The organism is Micromonospora sp. WMMA1996, from assembly GCF_002573675.1.
GTDB lineage: Bacteria > Actinomycetota > Actinomycetes > Mycobacteriales > Micromonosporaceae > Micromonospora > Micromonospora sediminicola.
Window position 1 is genome coordinate 91754 of sequence record NZ_PDHU01000001.1, and the last position, 18905, is coordinate 110658.

General features: G+C 73.5%; 15 protein-coding genes and 1 pseudogene. 5 read left to right on the plus strand and 11 right to left on the minus strand.

Going from position 1 to position 18905, the window contains the following annotated elements:
* Window positions 1-12: 12 nt before the first annotated feature.
* The 3 genes from COO58_RS30055 to COO58_RS00445 form a co-directional block, all read right to left on the minus strand.
* Window positions 13-186: a hypothetical protein gene (locus tag COO58_RS30055; protein ID WP_176558710.1), complete on the minus strand. Its 174-nt coding sequence runs from the start codon at window positions 184-186 to the stop codon at window positions 13-15.
* 157 nt (window positions 187-343) lie between these two features.
* Window positions 344-1738 (minus strand): stress response protein, encoded by a 1395-nt coding sequence (locus tag COO58_RS00440; protein WP_098743385.1) that lies wholly within the window; start codon window positions 1736-1738, stop codon window positions 344-346.
* Window positions 1739-1963: 225 nt separating this feature from the next.
* Entirely contained in the window at window positions 1964-2182 is a 219-nt protein-coding gene (locus COO58_RS00445) for a hypothetical protein (RefSeq protein ID WP_255292495.1), read from the minus strand.
* 35 nt (window positions 2183-2217) lie between these two features.
* Here COO58_RS00445 and COO58_RS30540 point away from each other — a divergent pair.
* Window positions 2218-2355 (plus strand): annotated as a pseudogene (locus COO58_RS30540) (DUF4386 family protein); the annotation flags it as partial.
* Between the two features lie 41 nt (window positions 2356-2396).
* Here COO58_RS30540 and COO58_RS00455 read toward each other — a convergent pair.
* The 6 genes from COO58_RS00455 to COO58_RS00480 form a co-directional block, all read right to left on the minus strand.
* Entirely contained in the window at window positions 2397-4142 is a 1746-nt protein-coding gene (locus tag COO58_RS00455; RefSeq protein WP_098743386.1) for a SulP family inorganic anion transporter, read from the minus strand.
* Complete coding sequence (locus COO58_RS00460) at window positions 4139-4477, minus strand: helix-turn-helix transcriptional regulator (protein ID WP_091580596.1); 339 nt, start codon at window positions 4475-4477, stop codon at window positions 4139-4141. Before COO58_RS00460 ends, COO58_RS00455 begins: the two co-directional genes overlap by 4 nt.
* A 77-nt stretch (window positions 4478-4554) precedes the next feature.
* A complete protein-coding gene (locus COO58_RS00465; RefSeq protein WP_098743388.1) occupies window positions 4555-7002 on the minus strand; it encodes a glycoside hydrolase family 2 protein in 2448 nt (815 codons plus the stop codon).
* Window positions 6999-7841, minus strand: a complete 843-nt coding sequence (locus COO58_RS00470; RefSeq protein ID WP_172968022.1) for a carbohydrate ABC transporter permease — start codon at window positions 7839-7841, stop codon at window positions 6999-7001. The genes COO58_RS00465 and COO58_RS00470 overlap by 4 nt, the downstream gene beginning before the upstream one ends.
* Before the next feature lie 41 nt (window positions 7842-7882).
* Window positions 7883-8896: a carbohydrate ABC transporter permease gene (locus COO58_RS00475; RefSeq protein WP_091580606.1), complete on the minus strand. Its 1014-nt coding sequence runs from the start codon at window positions 8894-8896 to the stop codon at window positions 7883-7885.
* A gap of 81 nt (window positions 8897-8977) precedes the next feature.
* Window positions 8978-10261 carry an ABC transporter substrate-binding protein gene (locus COO58_RS00480; RefSeq protein WP_091580613.1) on the minus strand — a complete coding sequence of 428 codons (1284 nt, stop codon included), beginning with the start codon at window positions 10259-10261 and terminating at the stop codon, window positions 8978-8980.
* A 383-nt stretch (window positions 10262-10644) separates the two neighbouring features.
* Here COO58_RS00480 and COO58_RS00485 point away from each other — a divergent pair, with 383 nt between their 5' ends.
* Window positions 10645-11664: a LacI family DNA-binding transcriptional regulator gene (locus COO58_RS00485; RefSeq protein ID WP_091580620.1), complete on the plus strand. Its 1020-nt coding sequence runs from the start codon at window positions 10645-10647 to the stop codon at window positions 11662-11664.
* Between the two features lie 28 nt (window positions 11665-11692).
* Here the strand turns inward: COO58_RS00485 and COO58_RS31085 are convergent, their stop codons facing one another.
* On the minus strand, window positions 11693-14089 hold the full coding sequence (locus tag COO58_RS31085) for a bifunctional diguanylate cyclase/phosphodiesterase (protein ID WP_304363125.1): 2397 nt from the start codon (window positions 14087-14089) through the stop codon (window positions 11693-11695).
* Between the two features lie 302 nt (window positions 14090-14391).
* Between COO58_RS31085 and COO58_RS00495 the strand changes: the two genes are divergently transcribed.
* The gene (locus tag COO58_RS00495) at window positions 14392-14778 is read left to right on the plus strand and encodes a PH domain-containing protein (protein WP_098743391.1); all 387 of its coding nucleotides are present in this window, start codon (window positions 14392-14394) and stop codon (window positions 14776-14778) included.
* On the opposite strand, the gene COO58_RS00500 is transcribed toward COO58_RS00495, so the two are convergent.
* A complete protein-coding gene (locus COO58_RS00500) occupies window positions 14772-15698 on the minus strand; it encodes a 2-hydroxyacid dehydrogenase (RefSeq protein ID WP_098743392.1) in 927 nt (308 codons plus the stop codon). The two genes, COO58_RS00495 and COO58_RS00500, sit on opposite strands and share 7 nt — an antisense overlap.
* 142 nt (window positions 15699-15840) lie before the next feature.
* Here COO58_RS00500 and COO58_RS00505 point away from each other — a divergent pair, with 142 nt between their 5' ends.
* Both COO58_RS00505 and COO58_RS00510 read left to right on the plus strand, forming a co-directional pair.
* Window positions 15841-17646, plus strand: a complete 1806-nt coding sequence (locus tag COO58_RS00505; protein WP_098746000.1) for a SpoIIE family protein phosphatase — start codon at window positions 15841-15843, stop codon at window positions 17644-17646.
* A 66-nt stretch (window positions 17647-17712) separates the two neighbouring features.
* Complete coding sequence (locus COO58_RS00510; RefSeq protein WP_091580636.1) at window positions 17713-18888, plus strand: sorbosone dehydrogenase family protein; 1176 nt, start codon at window positions 17713-17715, stop codon at window positions 18886-18888.
* Window positions 18889-18905 lie beyond the last annotated feature (17 nt).

Here is an 18905-nt window from a genome sequence, read left to right on the forward strand (position 1 = left end):
GCGACGGCTGCGTCAGGACCGGGTGGAGTCCTCCTCGGCCGGGGCGGTGGCGTCTATCGGCAGGCCGAACTCCGCCGGTGAGTTCTCGTCGGTTCCGTCCAGGTCCGCGTGCGGCTCGTGCGGGGTGGCGTCGTCGGGGTCGGCGCCTCCGGCGTGCAGTTCGGACAGCTCAACCGGATCAGTCATGCCGTGCTGGTACCCGCCCGGCGCAGCCCGAACCCGCCCGGCCGCAGCCCGTCGAGCGACGCACCTGTCCGTCAGGGTCAGACCATCTTTCAGGTCGTCGACCAGGCCCGGCGGGTAGGGGCCCAGCCGACCGACCTCACATGGGCGGAACGGTGGGTCACTCGCCGGAGCGGTCCGGGGAACCGGAGCCGCCGGGCGTCTCCTGGGTGTCGAACTCGGGGCTGTCCTGGGAGGAGATGGCGGTGGAGACGAGGCTGGAGGCGACCGGCTGTACGGGAATCAGGTCCTCCGACATACGCAACCGGGGCGGCGCGGGCATCCACGGCTTCAGGTTCTGGATGATCTGCTCGTAGAAGTCGTCGATGGCGTGCAGCACGGAGTCGATGAAGGCGCCCCGACCGCTGCCACGCTTGGTTCCCGCGGCCATGCTCTGGGCGATGCGGAATGCCCGTAGTTCGCGCGAGGGGTCGCTGATGAGCGTCGTCGGCTCGGCGCGGATCTGGCGGAGGAGATCGGTGGCGCCGCCGCCTCGGGCGTGCATCGCGAATGCCTCGATCCGGACCGTGTCCGGCGCGTCCTTCAGTTGACGGACCAGCCAGTTCACCCGGGTTGTCGGCCGGCCAGACCGTGGGGCGTCGACATCGACGTGGCAGACGATCTGCCCTGCCCGCAGATCGGCGGTGACGTGAAGGTGGCCGACCGCACCCGGAATCCGGATGCCGCCGGTCAGGGTGCCGGCATTGGCGAGTTGGTTGGCGAGCGACTGGGTGCGCGCGGCCGGATCGGCGAGGTCGCGGCGGCTCAGCGCGGGAGTCACGTCGGTGCCGAGCCGTCGACCGAGTCGAAGGCACGCGTAACGGATCAGGGCGTCGAAGCGTCCGGCGACCTGCGCTGCCGCACCGTCGCCCGCCCGCAGTGTCCCGGCAGACACCCCATCCCGAACCTGCACCCACGCCGGCCCCATGTCGCTGAACTCAAGAGCGCCCGAGCGCGGGTGTTCCAGGTATCGGATCAACTCGCCCAGAACCCATGCCTGATCCGGGTCGGCGACGCCGCGGTATTCCTTCTGAATGACCGCCTGGGTGAGGATCTCCGTCCAGGGCAGGTGGTACAGGGCGACCCTGCGGAGTTTCCGCCGGTCGACGGTCGTCGGGTGCTGCCCCGGGACGGGGGCGATCTCGTTGGAGATCGTGATGAGGGCGTCGAATCCCTGCTCCCGTGCGATGTCCAGATAGGCCTCCAACTGCTCGGACCGCAGCGGGTTACTGCCGGTCTTCACCTCCACGAGTGCGGTCCACTGGCGTTGTCCCCTGCTGACGCGAATGAGACCGTCCGGGAAGAGCTGCTGGTTTCCGAGTTTGAAGGGCACCTCGATGAAGGTCTGCACCACTCCGGCCGGCGCGCCGACGGACTGAGTCAGGACACGTCCGAACTCCCGGACTGCGCTCATCACCGCCAGCAGGGCGGAGGTCGCCCGGCGTTCCTGCTCCTCCGCGCCGTTGATCCCGGATGTGGGGATCAGGCGGGCCGCGAGCCAGGTTTCCTCAGACATAAAGTGACTCCTCGTGAATGCGGTGGTACGAGAAGTTACTCGCGGGCCCGGCCGGAAAGCGGCGCGACAGTTGGCGCGTACGAACGGAAAGAGTTGACCAGTCGGATGTCGAGTGATCCGTCCCGGTCGAAACCGAATGCCGGACGGATAGCCCGTGTCATCAATTCGGCTCTGATCGGCTTATCAGTCCGATACCTGACTGCGAATGGCGCTCCACCGACGGACTCAGGCGCGCGGCCGGTGTCGTTCCGGGCCGTCGAAGGGCAGGTCGAGGGTGAACTCGAACTCGGTCTGACTGTCGCACCACCCGAGGGTGGGATCCGCCGCGTCGTGCGTCTCGGCGGCCACCATCGCGGCCAGGTGCGGCAACCGTTCGGCCAGCGCCACCAGCTCGGCGTCCGTCGCGCCCGCGTCGGCCTCCCCGCCCGCGTCGGGCCGGAACACCTCGCGGGCTCTTCTTCGGTCTCTGGCTGGTGCCGATGGGCTGGTGCGTGCTCCGGTCGGGCGGCTGGCTGCCCCGGCCGCTGGGCTGGATCCTCGTCGCCGGCGGCGTCGGCTACGTGCTCATGACGTTCGTCGCCTACCTCGCCCCCGGCGTCGGTGTCGCGGGAGACCTGCTGGTGGTGCCCGCCACGGTGGGAGAGTTCTGGATCCTCAGCTACCTGATCGTCCTCGGCGGGCGCGGGCGGGCGCTCGAAGGGACGGAAGCCCAGGCCGGTCTCGCGGCGAGGGCGACGCCCCGGGCGTACCGGATGGCGGCCGGGGTGTCCGCGAACACCAGGCCCTCGCGGCGCAGCTCGTCGGCGACGCCGAGGGTGCTGAGCACCTGGTCGTGGCCCGGGGTGATGCCGGAGAGCAGCACCGTGATCCCCCGGGCGCGCAGCCGGGCGACGGCGTCGCCGAGCACCTGGGCGCCGGTCGCGTCGACGGTGGAGACGCGGGACATCCGCAGGATCACCACCCGCACGTCGGACACCTCGGCCAGCTCCAGCAGGAACGTGTGCGCGGCGGCGAAGAACAGCGGCCCGTCCAGCCGGTACGCGACGATGTGCTCGGCGAGCAGCGCGTGCTCCTCGGCGCTGTGCTCGCCGGTGTCCAGCGGCACCTGTTCCAGCCTGGCGCTGCGGGCCACCGCGCGCAGCGCCAGGACCACCGCCACGGCGAGCCCGACGACCACGGCGGTCACCAGGTCCCAGATCACCGTGACGGCGAACGTCAGCACCAGCACCACCGCGTCGGCCCGGGTGGCCCGCATCAGCGCCAGCAGGGAGGCCGCCTCCACCATCCGGACCGTGGTGGCGAGCAGCACCCCGGCCAGCGCGGCCAGCGGGATGCGGCCGACCAGCGGAGCGGCGGCGAGCACGATCGCGGCGAGGGCGACCGCGTGGGTGAGCGCGGCGAGCTTCGAGGACGCACCGGCGCGCACGTTCACCGCCGTACGGGCGATGGCGGCGGTCGCCGGGATGCCGCCGAAGACCGGGGAGGCGAGGTTGGCCAGGCCCTGGCCGAACAGTTCCCGGTCCGGGTCGTGCCGCTCGCCGACGGTCATGCCGTCCGCCACCGTGGCGGAGAGCAGGCTCTCCAGGGCGGCGAGCGCGGCCACCGCCAGGGCACTCGGCAGCAGGACGCCCAGCGCCCCGAGGTCCACGAAGTCCAGTGACGGCGCGGGCAGCCCCTGCGGCAGCTCGCCGATCCGGGTCAGGTCGATCGGGGCGAGCTCGGCGAGGAGCGTCGCGGCGGCCACCCCGACCAGGGAGAACGGCACGGCGGGCCGCCACCGGCCGCCGAGCAGCATCAGCGCCGCCACGCCGAGCGCCACGGCGATCGCGGCGGGGCGGGGATGCGCGGCGAACCGGGCGACCGCGTCGGCGGCCACCGCCCACACCTTCTCCCCGTGTGCGCCGGTGACGCCGAGTGCGGCCGGCACCTGTTGCAGCGCGATCACCACGGCGATGCCGGCGGTGAAGCCCTCGATCACCGGGGCCGGCAGGTAGCGCACGTACCGGCCGAGGCGGGCCAGCGCGAGCGCGATCAGGATCAGCCCGGCCAGCGCGCCGACCATCAGCACGCCACCGGCGCCGAACTGCTGCACCACCGGCACCAGCACGACGGTCATCGCCCCGGTGGGGCCGGAGACCTGGAGGTTCGAGCCGCCGAAGACCGCCGCGACCGCTCCGGCGACGACGGCGGTGACCAGACCGGCCTGCGCGCCGAGCCCGGAGGTGACGCCGAAGGCCAGCGCCAGCGGCAGCGCCACCACGGCGACAGTGAGCCCGGCGAGCAGGTCACGCCGGGGCGAGCGGCGCACGGCCGCCCAGTCGGCCCGGCCGGGCAGCAGCCCGCCGAACAGCCGGCCCGCCTGCCGGACGACGTCACCGGCGCGAACGGCAGACGCCGTGCTCACCGGTCCGTCCCCGAGGCCCGGAGTTCGTCCAGCAGGGCGTCCCGGTCGGTGAGGACCGTGCCGAGGATGCGCCGCCCGGCGGTGAGCAGGTCGGCCACGTCGGGGGTGCTGAGCGCGTACATCACCAGCGGGCCGTCCCGGTACGAGGTGACCATGCCGGCGCGGCGCAGCACGGCGAGCTGCTGGGAGAGGTTGGACGCCTCCACGTCGACGGCGGCCAGCAGGTCGCGGACCGGCTTCGGCCCGTCCTGGAGCAGCTCGAGCACCCGGATGCGCACCGGGTGCCCGAGCGTGCGGAACAGCTCCGCCTTGGCCTGGTAGAGCGGCACCGACACGACTGATCCCTCCGACGACTTTGAAGACTTTAGCACTTGCAGAAATCTTCAAGTCGACGGAGATGGGGGTGACCGCCTCAGAGCAGGTCGTTGACGCAGCGCAGCACCGGGCGGCGGGTGAGCGCGTCGGCGTCCAGCGGCGCGTCCGCCCGCACCGTGAAGACCGCCGACTCCCCCGGCAGCAGCGTCACCAGCGCCTGGTCGACCTGCGCGGACGGGTCCAGCCGGTCGGGGAACAGCGTCAGGTCGCGCAGCACCGTCCGGGCGGTCACCCGGACCCGCCGGCCGCCGTCCGCCGGCTCGACCGTCGCGTCCCAGTCAGCCGCCGGCCACTCGACGTCGCGGTCCTCGGCGAAGAACCACAGCGCCCGCTCCGCGGTGTCACCGGCCTCCGCGACCAGCAGCTCGCGGCGCGCCTCGTCCGGCCGCGCCAGCTCCGCCGGCAGCGGCAGCACCACCGAGGAGTACGCCGGGACGTCGAGGTCGACCGAGGTCTTCGCCCTCGGCTCCCCGGCCAGCGTGAGCCGGGTGACAGTGGCCGGCGCGGTCCACGCCCGCCCGGTCTCGTTCACCGCCACCAGCGCCAGCCCACCGTCGCGCGGCTGCACGGTGAGCAGCCGGTCGGCGTAGGCGCGGCGCAGCGCGTACCACAGGGGTTTGCGGCGGCCGTCGCCGTCGACGGCGGCCCAGGACGTGACCGGCCAGCAGTCGTTGAGCTGCCACACGATCGTGCCGGTGCAGACCGGCCGGTGCGACCGGAAGTGCTCGACGCCGAGTTGGATGGCGCGGGCCTGGTTGAGCTGGGTGTAGTAGTGCCAGTCGTCGAAGTCGGCCGGCACCGGCAGGTGGGCGTCCAGCCCGCGCTGGAGCTTCAGGTCGCCGTCGATCGCCTTCTGGTGGTGGGCCATGCCCGGTGAGTCGTGCGCCAGCGGCTCGTCCGAGATGGACCGGCGCAGCGTCGCGAACGCGGGCGGGGCCTGGTAGCCGAACTCGGCCACGAAGCGCGGCACGTACTCGCGGTACTTGGTGTAGTCGTCGTCGTTCCAGACGTCCCAGATGTGCATCGTGCCGTGCGCCGGGTCGTTGGGGTGGATGTCGTCGCTGCCGGACCAGGGGCTGCCCGGCCAGTACGGGACGGTCGGGTCCAGCTCGCCGACGATCGTGGGCAACAGCTCCAGGTAGTAGCCGCGTCCCCAGGTGCGCCCGGCGAGCGGCTCCTGCCAGTCCCAGTCGTGCCAGCCCCAGATGTTCTCGTTGTTGCCGGTCCAGAGCACCAGCGACGGGTGGCCGGCGAGCCGGGTCACCTGTTCCCGCGCCTCCGCCTCGACCTCGGTGCGGAACGGCTCCTCCTCCGGGTACGCCGCGCAGGCGAACAGGAAGTCCTGCTGCACCAGCAGCCCCGCCTCGTCGGCCAGTTCGTAGAAGTCGTCCGACTCGTAGCGGCCGCCGCCCCAGATCCGCAGCAGGTTGACGTTGGCCCCGAGGGCCTGGTCGAACCGCTGCGCCAGCCGGGCCCGGGTGACCCGGTTGGGGAATGCGTCGTCGGGGATCCAGTTGACCCCCTTGACGAAGATCGGGACGTCGTTGACGTGCAGCGTGAACGGGGTGCCGTGCGCGTCGGGTGTGGTGTCCAGGCGCACCGAGCGGAAGCCGATCCGGCGCGACACGGTGTCCAGGTCCCGGCCGTCGGCCGCGCGCAGGGTCACGTCGAGGTCGTGCAGCGGCTGCTCGCCGTACCCGGCGGGCCACCACAGCGCGGGGTCGTCGACGGTGAGGGTGAGCAGGGCGGCCCGCTCCCCCGCCGGCACCGTGACCTCGGCGGCGACGCCGGCGACCGTGGCGTGGACGGTCAGCGGCTCGTCGCGGGTCCGCTCCACCTCGACGTGCAGCTCCACCCGGCCGACGCCGCCGTCGACCGTGACCAGCGGCCGGACGGTCGCCAGCCGGGCGGCGGACCAGGCGTGCAGGGCGATCCGCCGCCAGATGCCGGCGGTGACCACCGTCGGTCCCCAGTCCCAGCCGAAGTTGCAGGCCGTCTTGCGGATGAACTGGAACGGCTCCGGGTACGCGTTCGGCCGGTCGCCGAGCCGGTCCCGGTGAGCCTCGGCGTAGCGGTACGGCGAGTCGAAGCGTACGGCGAGGGTGTTGTCGCCGGCACGCAGCAGCGACCGGACGTCGAAGCGGTAGGAGCGGTGCTGGTTCTCGGTGTGCCCGACCTCGACGCCGTTGAGCGTGACCGTCGCGACCGTGTCCAGGCCGGCGCAGGCCAGGTCGACCCGGTCGTCGCCGCCGGGCTCGTGGTGGAACGTGGTCCGGTAGACCCAGTCGGTGCGCCCGATCCAGGTGAGCCGGTTCTCGTTGTCGTCGAGGTACGGGTCGGGGATGAGCCCGGCCGCGAGCAGGTCGGTGTGCACGCAGCCGGGCACGGTCGCCGGCACCTCGACCCCGGCGATCTCCGACGGCACCTGCGGGCCGGGCAGGGCCCGCAACGTCCAACCCTCGTGCAGCAGCGTGGAACGGCTCACGACTTCACCGCGCCTTCCATGATTCCGCGGACGATCTGGCGTCCACCGATGAACAGCATGAGCAGCAGGGGGATGGTCGCGATGAACGCGCCGGCCAGCACCCGCCGGTAGATCACGTAGTTGCCGCTGGCCAGGTCGGAGACCGCGACCATCGAGGTGGGGAAGTCGGTGCCGCTGAGCGTGATCAGCGGCCACTGGAAGTCGTTCCAGGTGGCGACGAACGTGAGCAGGCCGAGAACCGCCAGGGCCGGACGGATCGCGGGCAGCACGATGGTGCCGTACACCCGCATGGTCGTGGCGCCGTCGACCCGGGCCGACTCGACCAGCTCGTCCGGGACGGTGTTGACGATGAACTGCCGCATGTAGAACACGCCGAACGCGGTGACCAGGCCGGGCGCGATGACCGCGAGCAGGGTCCCGTTCCAGCCGAGCTTGCCCATCACGATGTAGAGCGCGACGATGCCGAGCTGGTTCGGCACGGTCAGCGTCAGCACCACGAAGAGCATCAGCGCGTTGCTGCCCTTGAACCGCAGCTTGGCGAAGGCGAACCCGGCGAGCGAGCAGAAGAACAGCACCGAGGCGGTCACCACGGTCGAGACGATGACGCTGTTGACCAGCGAGGCGGCGAAGTAGACGTCCTGGAGGGAGAAGACCTCGTCGACGTTGGTCAGGAACCGGTCACCGGGGACGATCGCCGGGGGGAGCTTGGCCAGCGCCTCGTCGTTGCTGGTGGCGATGACGAACATCCAGTAGAGCGGGAACGCGGCGAACAGCATGCTGACCGCGAGGAGCAGGTAGGTCCAGAGCCCGGCCGGGGTGTCCTGCGGCGCCCGGGCCATGGCGCGCCGCTTGCGGCGGACCGGCGGGGAGGCGACGGCACTCATTTGCGCCCTCCGGAGAGTCGGTTCGTCAGCAGGTAGTTGACCCCGGCGACGACCAGGATGATCAGGAACAGGGCCCAGGACATGGCCGCGGCGTAGCCGAGGTTGAGGTCCTTCCAGCCGACCTTGTAGATGAGCTGGGCGATGGTCTGCCACTCGCCGTTCGGCCCGCCGGTGGCGGCCTGGGCGTTCGGGTCGAAGAGCATCGGCTCGGTGAAGAGCTGGAGGCCGCCGATGGTGGACAGGATCACGGTGAACAGGACCACCGGCTGGATCATCGGCACGGTGATCCGCCAGAGCTGCTTCCACTGGCCGGCGCCGTCGATCGCGGCGGCCTCGTAGACGTCGCGCGGGATGGACTGCATGGCGGCCAGGTAGAGCAGCGCGTTGTAGCCGATCCACTTCCAGTTGACCATGGTGGCGATGGCGATCCAGGCGTGCAGCTTGTCGGCCCGCCAGTCGATCGGGTCGTCGGCGCCGCCGATGCCCAACAGACCGAGGACCCAGTTGGCCATGCCGAAGTCGCGGGAGAAGAAGACGCTGAACACCATCGTCGAGGCGACGATCGGTGTCACGTACGGCAGCAGCACGCCGACCCGCCACCAGGTCTGCGCCCGCAGCTGCCGGTTGAGCAGCGAGGCGACCAGCAGGGCGAGCAGCAGCTGCGGCACGGTGGAGAGCAGGAAGATGCCGAAGGTGTTGTAGAGGGCGTTCCAGAAGTCCTCGTCGGCGACGAGCCGGCTGAAGTTCTCGACGCCCGCCCAGTAGGGCAGCGTCGGGTCGTCGAGCCGGTAGTTGCGCAGCGAGACCACCGCGTTGAACAGCAGCGGGAACAGCCCGAACACGATGAAGAGCAGGAAGAACGGCGCGATCATCAGGTACGGCATGTAGCGCATGTCGAAGAGGTACAGCCGGTTGCGCCAGGTCAGCCGCCGGTCGTCGGCCCCGGGACGGCCGCGCTCCGGCGCGGGTCGGCGGCTCGGCGGCGCGGGCGCGGCACGGGTGCTGGACATCGGATCACTCCAGAGCCGAGGAGGGTGGACGGGTACGGCGGTGCCGGAGCGGTCGGGTTCCGCTCCGGCACCGGTGGTGCGTCAGGACTTGGCGGCCTTGTCGGCCTCCTTGACCGCCTCGTTCCAGGCGGCGTCCGGCTTCAGCGACTTGTTCTCCACCCGGCGGATGACGTTCTCCACCGCGACCCGGGTCGGGCCGTTCTTCTTGCCCAGGTACTGCGGGGTGAGGCCCTGCGCCATCTTCGGGAAGATCTGGCCGACCGGGGCGTTGTTGAAGAACGGGTTCTTGAAGTCGGCGATCGCCGGGTCGGCGTAGAGCGCCGGCTGCGACGGCAGGTTGCCGACCTTCTTGAAGATCTCGATCTGCTGCTCCGGCGCGACCAACCACTCCAGCAGCTTGTACGCCTCGTCGACGTGCTTGCCCTGCTTGGGGATGGTCAGGAACGAGCCGCCCCAGTTGCCGCCGCCGCCGGGCACCGCCGCGATGTCCCACTTGCCCTGGGTGCCGGGCGCGGTGTCCTTGATGTGGCCGAGCATCCACGCCGGGCAGGCGAGCACCGCGAACGCGCCGCTGGTGAAGCCCTTGTCCCAGTCGGCCTGGAAGCTGACCAGGTTGGCCGAGAGCCCGGAGTCGACGGCCTTGACCGTGTAGTCGAACGCGACCTTCGGGCCCTGCTCCATCTGGAGCTGCTCCTGGTCGTTGTAGAAGCCGACCTGCTGCTGGCCGAGGATCGGGTTGAACAGGTTGGTGCCGGCGTCGATGAACTTCTTCCTGGTCTTGCCGGTGTACTGCTGGCCGACCTCCAGGAACTTGTCCCAGGTGGGCCAGAGCGCGGAGACCTGGTCGCGTTCGGTGGGCAGGCCGGCGGCCTTGAACAGGTCGGTGCGGTAGCACATGGCCAGGCCGCCGACGTCGGTGCCGAGGCCGATCTGCGTCTTGCCGTCGGCGGACAGCGACTGCTTCCACTTCCAGGGCAGGTACTTGCTCTCGTAGGAGCCGGCGCCCTTGTCCAGCAGGTTGACGAACTTGTCGGACTGGCTGCGGAACTGGACCATGAAGCCCTCGTCGATCGCCGCGATGTCGGGCGCGCCGTTGCCGGCGACGAGCTTCTTCTGCAGGTCCTCGTGCTGGGCGTTGTACTCGCCCGAGTTGAGCTGGATCTTCACGTTCGGGTGCTCGGCCTCGTACTTGGTCTTGAGGTCCTGCAGGCCGAAGTCGCCCCAGAAATTGATCTTCAACGTGACCTGACCGTCGGCCGCGTCCGCGCCGCCGGTGGTGCTCCTGCCGCTGCAGGCGGCGACCATGACCAGGCTGACGGCACCGACGGCGGCCGTGCGCGCCCAGTGCGTCCAGGACCGTTTCATGTCATCCTCCGCGCCGAATGGGAACGCTCCCGAGATCGAGAGACGTTGACTGAACCGGATAAGTGAGGCCACCGTACGGTTCACCTCCGGCACTGTCAACGGCCGGTTAACAGCGAGGCCGTCCCGTAACCTTCGGGGCCGGATGGGAGCGCGACCATGCGTGGTGGAGCGCTTTCCGGAGCAGTTTCGTGAGCGCAGGGGTGGCGGACAGGGGTGGGGGTGGCCGTACGCTGAACCGCACAAGTGACGAACTGTGCGGTTCAGTCGTCGAGGTCCGCCGCGCCGACCGGCCGGCGGGCCCGGTGCAGTAGCGTCACTTCCCGCCGGCCACCCCGGCGGTCGACAGCGCCCGCGAGGGCCGGACACAGTGGAGGAACGCTGCGGTGAAGCGGCCCACCATCGCCGACGTCGCCCGACGTGCCGGGGTCTCCAAGGGCGCGGTGTCGTACGCGCTCAACGGGCAGCCCGGCGTCTCCGAGGCGACCCGCCAGCGCATCCTGGCGATCGCGGCCGAGATCGGGTTCAGCCCGAGCAGCGCCGCCCGGGCGCTCTCCGGCGCCACCGCCAAGGCGGTCGGGCTGGCGCTGTGCCGGCCCGCCCGGATACTCGGCATCGAGCCGTTCTTCATGGAGCTGATCAGCGGCGTCGAGGCCGAACTGTCCGCCCGCTCGTACGCGCTGACCCTCCAGGTGGTGACCGACCAGGAGGCGGAGATCGCGGTCTACCGCCGCTGGTGGGCCGAGCGTCGGGTGGACGGCGTCTTCGTCTGCGACCTGCGCACCGACGACCGTCGGGTGCCGGCGCTGGAGGAACTGCAACTGCCCGCGGTGGTGATCGGCGGCCCGGGGCACACCGGCAGCCTGGCCAGCGTCTGGTCGGACGACGCGGCGGCCCTGGTCGAGACCGTGGAGTACCTGGTCGCGCTCGGCCACCGACGGATCGCCCGGGTCGGCGGCCTCCCGTCGCTGCTGCACACCGAGATCCGCACCGACGCGTTCACCGACGTGTGCCGGCGGCTCGGGCTGGACGAGGCGAGCACGGTCTGGTCCGACTACACCGGCGAGGAGGGAGCGCGGGCCACCCGACGCCTGCTCAGCTCCGCCAACCGCCCGACGGCGGTGATCTACGACAACGACGTGATGGCGATCGCCGGGCTCTCGGTGGCGCAGGAGATGGGGCTCGCCGTCCCCGGCGACCTGTCCATCGTCGCGTGGGACGACTCCCCGCTCTGCCAGCTGGTGCACCCGCCGCTCACCGCGCTGGGCCGGGACATCCCGGCGTACGGGTCGCACGCCGCCCGGCAGCTCCTCGCGGTGATCGCCGGGGAGCCGGTGAGCGGACTCCAGGACGAGACCGCCCACCTCACCCCGCGCGGCAGCACCGCGCCGCCGCGCGCCCGCTGAACCGGTTCAGCTGTCGACCCACTGGTGCTCACCGGGACGCCGAGGGAAACTCCTCGAACCACGCCTCGACCCGCTCCGCGGTCGCCGGCCGGGCCAGCGCGAAGCCCTGCCCGTAGCGGCAGCCGGCCCGGCGCGCGCCGGCCACCTGACCGTCCGACTCCAGCCCCTCCACCACCACCTCCACGCCGAGCCGGTCGCCGAGGTTGGCCACCACGTCGATCAGCGGGCGCTGCCCGTCCGCGCCGGGCGCGACCAGGTGCGGGCCGACCTTGAGCAGGTCGATCGGCAGCCGGCGCAGCTGGGCCAGCGAGGCGTGCTCGGCGCGGAAGTCGTCCAGCGCGGTGCGCACCCCGAGCGACCGGAGACCGGCCAGCCGGGCCACCACGGTGGACAGCTCCGCGCCCACCGCCGGCTCCGCCACCTCCACCACCAGCCGTTCCGGCGGCACGTCGTACGCGGCCAGCGCGGTCGCGACGCGGGCCACGAAGTCCGGCGCGGCCAGCTCACGCGGGGTCACGTTCACCGCCATCCACAGTTCCCGGCCCCCCTCCGACCAGGCGGCCAGCTGCCGGCAGGCCCGGTCCACCACCCACCGTCCGACCTCGCCGAGCAGGTCGAGGTCGGCCGCCACCGGCAGCAGCTCCGCCGGCAGCACGGTGCCCAGCGCCGGGCTGCGCCAGCGCAGCAGCGCCTCGGTGCCCACCGGCAACCGGTCGGCGAGCGCCACCACCGGCTGGTAGACCAGGTCCAGCTCGCCCCGGGCCACCGCGCCGGGCAGCTCCCGCTCCAGGTCGAGCCGGCGGACCAGCTGCTCCTCCAGGTAGGCGTCGTACCACTCGACCCGGTCCCGACCCATCTGCACCGCCCGCCGCCGGGCCAGGCCGGCCTGACGGAACACGTCCTCCGGCTCGCCGCCGGTGGTCTCGGCCAATCCCACGCTCACCGCCAGTCGGACCACACCCCCGGCCCGGGGATACGGCTCCACGAGCGCCGCCAGCAGCCGGGTGCCCAGCGCGTACGCGAGCACCGGGCCGAGATCGGTAAGGACGGCGTACTCGGTGTCGCCGACGCGGGCGACCAGGTCGTGCGGGCCGCAGCCGGTCCGGAGCCGCCGACGCGCCTCGGCCAGCACCATCGCGTCCGGCGCCGTCGCGTGCTCACCGTGCAGGTCCACCACGAGCAGCGCGCCGCCACTGCGCCGGGGCAGCACCCGGACCAGGTCGGCCCGGGTCAACGGCGCGGCATCGGCGGCGTCGGGCTCCCCGCCGACGAGCCGGCGCAGCGACGCCTCGCTGGCCGCGAGCCGCTCGACCCGACGGCGGTGGTCGGCGGCGGCGAGCAGCTCGCCCACCATGATCGGTGGGATGACCGCCAGCCCGAGCGCCATGGCGGCGGGCGTGAACTCCCCCGCCGTGCCGAGGTGCACGCCGGCGGCCAGGGCCGCCACGCCGGCCGGCGCGGTGAGCCGGGGCCACGCGGCCGGCGCCACGCCGGGGTGCGGTCGCTCCCCCGCCGACGTACGCCGGGCGCCGGCCGCGGTCAGCAGCGCGCCGGCGAGCAGCGGCGGCCCGACGGCCGACATCGCCCGGTCCGGGGCGTCGTACGCCAACAGCACCACCAGCAGCGACAGCCCGGCCAGTGTGAGACCGGCACCGGCGTGGCAGCGCGCGGCGCCGGGCCGGCGGCGCCGCTCGGCCATCGCCGCCACCGCGAGCACGGCCAGCGCCACCGCTCCGCCGACGCTGGCGACCCGTGCGGCCACCGGCACCGGACCGACCGGCAGCACCATCCAGCCGGCGAAGACCAGGCTGACGGCGAGGGCGAGCATGTCGACGCCACGGCGCAGCCGCTCCCGCCCCGGCAGCCGGGACCGGCCGGGCAGCCGCAGCAACGCGGCGGCGTGCAGCGGCGCGGTGAGACCGAGACCGACCAGCGCCACCGGCAGCCGGTGCGCCGGATCGCTGAGCGGCAACACCGCCACGGTGAGCCCGGCGACCAGGACGGCGGCGTCGAGGATCACGGCCACCCGGCGGGACAGCGCCACCCGGCGTGCCTGCCGCCCGGTCGGCTCGGACCGTCCTCGATCGACGGTCCCGGCCCGGCCCGGCCCCGGCGCGGGGCGCCTCGTCCCCGGAGCCGGACTCGGGACCGCGTGGTCCCGTGCCGCCGGCGCGGGCGGGCGCGGAGCCGGGGCGGCGCCCGGGGACGGGGCGGCGCCCGGGGACGGGGCCGGCGGGACGCCGGCCAGCCAGGCGAGCCGCACGCAGGCGAGGGCGGAGCCCCCGGCGACGGCGAGCGCCACGGCGGCGGGACCGGGCACGAGCCCGGCGGCGCCCGCCAAGAGGAAGAGCGCGCCGCCGAGCGACGCGGCGAGGTCGGGCAGGGGCGGGAGCCGGCGGGGACCGGCGGGAGGGGTGACGGGCACGGCGGTCGCCTTCGTGAGGGGGCACGGGGCGTTGCGGTTGCGGTGCGACGTGCGGGGTAGGAGCGCGGGCGGGGCCGCATCGGCGGGGACCGCTGCGGCCATGCCTAAGAACGATCCCGGACGCGACCGGTGACGCGACAGTGACGTCCGTCACAGCGGCGACGGGGAATCCGCAGAGATCTTGGTACGGAAGCGCCCTCGGAGGGCGTTCCCGTACCAGGATCCCGTAACGGCGAGGGCTCGATCGGGCGGCCGTGACGCCCGATCGGGAGGGTGGGCCGGCCGGATGGGATCATCGGGGGGTGAGCCGCGCCGACACCGTCCGTTTCCGCCACAACCAGGCCATCCTGGCCGCCGCGATCGTCGCCTTCATCGGCGCGCTGCCGCTGGCCAGTGCCCGCTGGTGGCTGCTCTGGGTGCTGCTCGTGCCGCTCGCGGTCGGCGTCTGGGCGTGGCGCTCCGGCACCGACGCGGACGCCCGGGAGCTGCGGCTGCGCGCGCTCCTCGGGCAGCGGCGGGTGCCCTGGGCCCGGGTGGCGGAGCTGGCCGGTGACCCCCGGGGGCGGGCGGTCGCCCGGCTCGACGACGGGCAGGTGCTGGTGCTGCCCGCGGTCCGCGCCACCGACCTGCCCCGGCTGATCACCGCGACCGGGCAGGAGATGCCCGACGACGACGCACCGGGTCAGTAGCCGTCGACCACCCGGTTCGCCAGTTCCTCCCCACCCGCGAAGCGCCGCAACTGCTCCCCCACCAGCCGGTAGGCCCGCGGCAGCAGGCCGCGCACCGAGCCGGCCACGTGCGGGGTGAGCAGCACGTTGGGCAGCTCCCACAGGGGATGGTCGGTGGGCAACGGCTCCGGGTCGGTGACGTCCAGCGCGGCCCGCAGGCGCCCCGACGACAGCTCGGCGACCAGCGCCGAGGTGCGGGCGACCGGACCACGCGCGGCGTTCACCAGCAGCGCGCCGTCCGGCATCGCGGCGAGGAAGCGCTCGTCGACCAGGCCCCGGGTCCGGTCGGTCAGCGGGACCAGCAGCACCACCACGTCCGCCTCGGGCAGCAGGGTGGGCAGCTCGGCCACCCCGTGCACGCCGTCGGCCGGGCGGGGCGTACGGGCGACCAGCGTGAAGCTCACCTCGAACGGGGCGAGCCGGGCGCGCACGGCCGCGCCGATCGAGCCGGCGCCGACGATCAGCACCCGCTTGCCGGCCAGCTCGTCGGTCGGGGCCACCTCGTCGTACGCCCACTCCCGCCGCGCCTGGGCGCGGGCCAGCGGAGCGAACCCGCGCAGGGCGGCCAGGATCGCGGTGACCACCCACTCGGCGGTGGCCGAGTCGTGCACGCCGCGGGCGTCGCAGAGCGTCACACCCGCCGGCACCCGGCCCACCCAGGCGTCCGCGCCGGCGGAGAGGAGTTGCACCACCTCGACGTCGGGCAGCTCGGTCAGGAGCGCGCCGGCGTCCGGGCCGGACAGGAAGGGCGGCACCCAGAACCGCACGCCGGCCGGGGCGGACGGAAGCCGGGACGGGTCCTCCAGCACCTCCACGGTGACGCCGGGCGGGATCTCGCCGAGCAGGCGGCGGCCGTCGGGGTGCGGAATCCATGCCTTCACGACCGCCGACCATATCCGTCCGCGCCGGTCGGCGCGGCGGGGGCCGTGACGAACACCCCGCCGGGGGTCGGACACACGTGCGACAGGGTTTAATCGAGGGCGGGACGCCGGCCGGTGCCCGGGGTAAGGGGAGCGGGTGACGATGAGCGAGGACGGCCCCGGACGGACGGCCGCGCCGATTCCGGCGCTGGCCGACCCCGACCGGCTGCGTTCCCTCGACGAGACCCGCCTCGACGCCGTGCCGGACGAGGCGTTCGACCGCTTCGCCCGACTGGTCGGTGACCTGCTCGACGTACCGGTCGCGCTGGTCTCCCTGGTCGACGCGGAGCGCCAGTTCTTCCCCGGCGCGACCGGGCTGCCCGAGCCCTGGGCGGCCCGCCGGGAGACCCCGCTCAGCCACTCGTTCTGCCAGCACGTCGTCGACATCGAGGTGCCGATGGTGCTGCCCGACGCCCGCCTCTACCCCCGGGTGCGGCTGAACCTCGCCATCGAGGACCTGGGCGTGGTGGCGTACGCGGGCATGCCGCTGACCGACCTGGACGGGCGGGTGCTCGGCTCGCTCTGCGCGATCGACAGCAAGCCCCGGGCCTGGACCAAGGAGCAGTTGCGGACGCTCGGCGACCTGGCCGCCGCCTGCTCCTCGGAGCTGCGGCTGCGGATCGCCGTCCGCAGCGCCGACGAGGCCCGCCGCCGCGCCGAGGAGGCACACGACCGGCTCGCCATGCTGGCCGGGATGAGCGAGATGCTCGGCGGCACCCTCGACGTGTCCACCGCCGTCGACCGGCTCGCGCACGCCATGGTGCCGCTGCTCGGCGACTGGTGCCTGATCACCCTGGTCGACCCGGCCGGCCGCCCGCGCACCGTCTCCGGGGTGCACCGCGACCCGGAGCGCGACGCCGACCTCGCCCGCTTCACCGCGCTGCTGACCACCGGGCTCGGCCCGGAGTCGCTGATCCGGTCGGTGCTGCGCAGCGGCCGGCCGGTGATGCGCGGCGTCGCCGGCCTCGACGACGTGGCGCGCGGCACCACCCGTCCGGAGCTGGTGACGCTGGCCGAGCGGCTCGGCATCAGCTCCCACCTGACCGTGCCGATCACCGCGGCCGGTGACCGGGTGATCGGCGCGGTCACGCTCGTCAACCGTCCCGGCCGGCGCGGCTTCGACGCGAGCGACCTGCGCACCGCCCAGGACATCGGCGTACGGGCCGGCCAGGCCGTCGGCAACAGCCGGCTCTACGGCGAGCAGCGGCACGTCGCCGAGGTGCTCCAGCACAGCATGCTGCCCGCGCTGCCGGCGGTGCCGGGGATCGAGCTGGCCGCCCGCTACCTGCCGGCCGCCGACCGGGTCGAGGTCGGCGGCGACTGGTACGACGCGTTCGTCCAGCCCGACGGCGAGCTGGTGGCCGCGATCGGCGACGTCGCCGGGCACGACATCGAGGCGGCGGCCTCCATGGGCCAGCTGCGCAACCTGGTCCGGGGCAACGCGTACGGGCGGGACGACCCGGTGGAGGAGCTGGTGGCCAACCTCGACCGGGCCATCGGCGGGCTGCGGGTGCCCACGGTCGCCACCGCGGTGCTGGCCCGGGTCCGCCCGCACGGCGACGGGCTGCGGGTCTGCTGGTGCAACGCCGGCCACCCGCCACCACTGCTGATCCGCGCCGACGGCACGGTGTCGGTGGCCGAGGGACGGGGTCCGCTGCTCGGTCTGGCCCGCCCGCCCCGGCGCACCGGGCGGGCTCTCGTCCTCGCGCCGGGCGACACGCTGCTGCTGCACACCGACGGGCTGATCGAGCGCCGCGACCAGCCGATCGACGAGGGGCAGGCGGAACTGCTGGCCCACCTCGCCGCGGCCGGGTCCGGGGTGCCGCTCAGCCTCCTCTGCGACCGGCTGCTCGCCGCCGCGCACCGCCGCGAGGACGACGTCGCCCTGCTCGCGCTGCGGGCCGGCTGACCGGCCACCGTCGCGTCCGCGCTCGACACGCCGGGTTCCCCGGCCCGCCCGGCTAGGCTGGGCCGGGTGAGCCCGCGTCTGACGTACCCCCGCATCCGCCGCCTCCGGACGGCGCTGGCGGCCTCGTGCGCGGCGTTGCTGCTGGGCACCGCCGGCTGTGCCCTCGGCGAGCCCGAGCCGGACCCGGCCGGCGAGCCACCCAACCTGCCGACGCCCTCGGCCACGGCCAGTCCCGGTGGGGCCGGCCAGCAGGTGGTGGCCACGGTGCTGGCCAAGGGGCTGGAGGTGCCGTGGGCCATCGCGTTCCTGCCCGACGGCGCGGCCCTGGTCACCGAACGGGACAGCGGGCGGATCCTCCAGGTCGGGCCGGAGTCCGGGCCGGACGGGCTCACCGTGCGGCCGGTGCAGACCGTGCCGGGCGTGGCGTCCGGTGGTGAGGGCGGCCTGCTCGGCATCGCCGTCTCCCCGGGCTACGCGCGGGACCGCACCGTCTTCGTCTACTACACCGCGCAGGACGACAACCGGATCGCGAAGCTGCGGCTCGGCCAGCCGCCGACCCCGATCCTCACCGGCATCCCCAAGGCCGGCAACCACGACGGCGGCGGGTTGGGCTTCGGCCCGGACGGCTACCTCTACGCGAGCACCGGCGACGCCGGGCGCACCGAGAACGCGCAGGACCCGAAGAGCCTCGGCGGCAAGATCCTGCGGATCACCCCGGACGGCAAGCCGGCCCCCGGCAACCCGACCGCCGGATCCCCGGTCTGGTCGACCGGGCACCGCAACGTGCAGGGCTTCGCCTGGACGCCGAACAAGCGGATGTACGCGGTGGAGTTCGGCCAGAACACCTGGGACGAGATCAACCAGATCAACCAGGGCGGCAACTACGGCTGGCCGCAGGTCGAGGGGCGGGGCGACGACAAGCGCTACGTGAATCCGATCGTGCAGTGGCGCACCGCCGACGCGTCCTGCTCCGGGCTGGCCGCGGTCGAGCGGCTGCTGGTCACCGCCTGCCTGCGCGGCCAACGGCTGTGGCTGGTCGAGCTGGCCGGCAACGGCACCGTGCTGGGCCAGCCGCGTGAGCTGCTCACCGGCAAGTACGGCCGGCTGCGGGCCGCCGCCGTGGCGCCGGACGGCTCGATCTGGGTGAGCACCTCCAACCGGGACGGCCGGGGCAGGCCCGCCGCGGAGGACGACCGGATCCTGCGCCTGGTCTTCGCCGACGGCGGGGCCGGGCGGAGCTGACCGGCTTCGGCCGGGTT

Excerpts from the sequence above, each read along its gene's own strand:
- COO58_RS30055 (WP_176558710.1), bottom strand. The coding sequence starts at position 186 with ATGACTGATCCGGTTGAGCTGTCCGAACTGCACGCCGGAGGCGCCGAC.
- COO58_RS00440 (WP_098743385.1), bottom strand. The coding sequence starts at position 1,738 with ATGTCTGAGGAAACCTGGCTCGCGGCCCGCCTGATCCCCACATCCGGG.
- COO58_RS00470 (WP_172968022.1), bottom strand. The coding sequence starts at position 7,841 with ATGGCCCGGGCGCCGCAGGACACCCCGGCCGGGCTCTGGACCTACCTG.
- COO58_RS00475 (WP_091580606.1), bottom strand. The coding sequence starts at position 8,896 with ATGTCCAGCACCCGTGCCGCGCCCGCGCCGCCGAGCCGCCGACCCGCG.
- COO58_RS00480 (WP_091580613.1), bottom strand. The coding sequence starts at position 10,261 with ATGAAACGGTCCTGGACGCACTGGGCGCGCACGGCCGCCGTCGGTGCC.
- COO58_RS00505 (WP_098746000.1), top strand. The coding sequence starts at position 15,841 with ATGAGCGAGGACGGCCCCGGACGGACGGCCGCGCCGATTCCGGCGCTG.